The 2,111-nt window shown below is 76.8% G+C and carries 2 protein-coding genes; one reads left to right on the top strand and one right to left on the bottom strand.

Annotated features, from left to right (window positions below; genetic code table 11):
* A partial coding sequence (locus ACW0Q9_RS30310) for a sensor histidine kinase (RefSeq protein ID WP_456187164.1) occupies positions 1-1,929 on the bottom strand: 1,929 nt, incomplete at its 3' end.
* On the opposite strand from ACW0Q9_RS30310, the gene ACW0Q9_RS30305 reads away from it, so the two are divergent.
* A partial coding sequence (locus ACW0Q9_RS30305; RefSeq protein WP_456187162.1) for a hypothetical protein occupies positions 1,922-2,111 on the top strand: 190 nt, incomplete at its 3' end. The genes ACW0Q9_RS30310 and ACW0Q9_RS30305 overlap by 8 nt on opposite strands.

Below are 2,111 nucleotides of genomic sequence, written 5' to 3'. Positions count from 1 at the left end.
GCGGCTCAGCAGCGCCGCGTCGAAGCCGGCCGGCTCGTCCCCGGCCAGGGCTCGCGCGGGCTCGGGCAGCGCCCGTCGCTCCCGGAACGGCACGCTCGCCTGCGCCACGGTCGCGCCGGCCCGCCCGGGACGGCGGACCACCAGCAGGGCGGCCGGGATCTCCAGGTGGGCGGTCACCCCGCCCCCGGCGGTCTGCGCCAGCCGGACCGTCCACCCGTGCCGGCGGGCCAGCCGGCCCACCACGAAGAGCCCGAGCACCTCGGTCGGGGCCAGGTCGAGCCGCTCCCGGCGGGTGAGCCGGGCGTTCTCCGCGGCGAGGCGCTCCTCCGTCATGCCGATGCCCCGGTCCACCACGGTGAGCCGGGCGCCCACGTCGGTCTGCTCGCCGGCCACCAGCACCCGGGTGTGCGGCGGCGAGAAGGCGGTCCCGTTCTCCATCAGCTCGGCCAGCGCGAGCACCAGGTCGCCGGCGATCGCGGGCGCCGCCGAGACCCCGGGCGGGACCCGCACGTCCACCCGGGTGTAGTCCTCGATCTCGCCGAGCGCGAGCCGGACCAGGTCGGCCAGCGGGACCGGCGCGACGTGCCCGTCCGAACCGGCGGCGCCGGAGAGCACCACCAGGCTGCCGGCGTTGCGGCGCAGCCGGCTGGAGATGTGGTCGAGGCGGTAGAGGTGCTCCAGCCGCCCCGGGTCGGTCTCCTGCCGTTCCAGCCGGTCGATCAGCGCGATCTGCCGGCCGACCAGGTTCTGCGTACGCCGGCCGACGTGGCCGAACATCTGCGCCACGTTGCGCCGGCCGGCCACCTGCCGTTCGACCAGCCGGGCGGCGGTCCGCTGCACCCGCTCGAACGCCCGGGCCAGGTCGCCGATCTCGTCCCGGGCCCGGACGTCCACCGGGTCGAGGCGGACCGGCGCGACGGTCTCGGCCTCGTCGTCGACCACCCGGGTCAGCTCCGCCTCGGCGACCCGGGCGACCCGGTCGGCGGAGCGGGTGAGCCGGGTCAGGGGGCGGGCCACGGTCCGGGCCACCGCCATGCTGAGCAGCACCACGGTCAGCAGGATCAGGACGGCCGCCGCGCCGACCAGCCAGGCGGCGGCGAGCGCGTCCCGCTGCTCGGTCCGGGTCTCGGCGATCACGTCCGCGACGATCTTCTTCTCCACGAACTGGCCGAGGGTGATCATCGAGCGGACCGAGGGGAAGAGCGCGTCCAGCGGCACCGCCGCGATGGCCGCCACCGGGTCCCGGACGCTGTCGACCAGGAAGGTGGGGCTGGTCCGGGCGGCCACCGCCGCGTCGTCCAGCAGGGCCAGCCGACGCTGCTCCGGTGTGATCAGCTTGCGGAACCGCTGGTTGTCCACCTGGAGCGCGGCCATGCAGGCGATGTACGAGCCGGCCACCGCCGGGTCGCCCGTCGCCTTGACGAGCACGATCAGCGTGGCGCAGGCGCCCAGCCCCTCGTCGGCCCGGAGCAGCGCGTCCAGCGCCAGCACCTGCCGCCCCGCCGAGGTGGCGGTGTCCACCCGGAACGGCAGCCGCAGCGCCTCGATCAGCGCCATGTCGACGGCGCCGAACGCGGTCATGATCTCGTCCGGCGTGGCCTTGCCGGCGAGCACGGCGGTACGCAGGTCGGCCAGCCCGCGTACCCCGTCCAGGGCCGTCCGGACCGGGGCCGGCAGCGACTCGGCCCGCAGGTCGGCGACCCGGTCGTCGACCGTGGCGGACTTCTGGATCAGCTCGGTCCGGGTCACCCGGCCGAGCAGCGACCCCACCGAGAGCAGCCGCTCCTGCTGGAGGTCCTGCACGAGGCTGCCGATCCGGCTGGCCACCCGGACGGTGCCGGCGGTGTCGGCGGCCCGCTGGGCGGCCGCGACCCGGTCGAGCACCACCGGCACGGCCAGCCCGACCATGCTGAGCAGCGGGATGATCACCAGTAGGGCGAGCCTGCCCCGGATCCGGAGCCTACCGAGCAGCATCGAACGGCCTCCACCGCTCGGGTTCGCCGACCCGTCCGGCGCCGACCGGGTGGAGGCCGCCGTCCCCGGCGGACGCCGGCGGGTCCGGGCGGCGCGTCGCCGGCGGCGGGCCGGCCGCGGCGGGGTCGCGGTCCTGG

It is taken from the genome of Micromonospora sp. I033, assembly GCF_053890995.1.
This window is presented reverse-complemented; position numbering and strand designations above follow the sequence as displayed.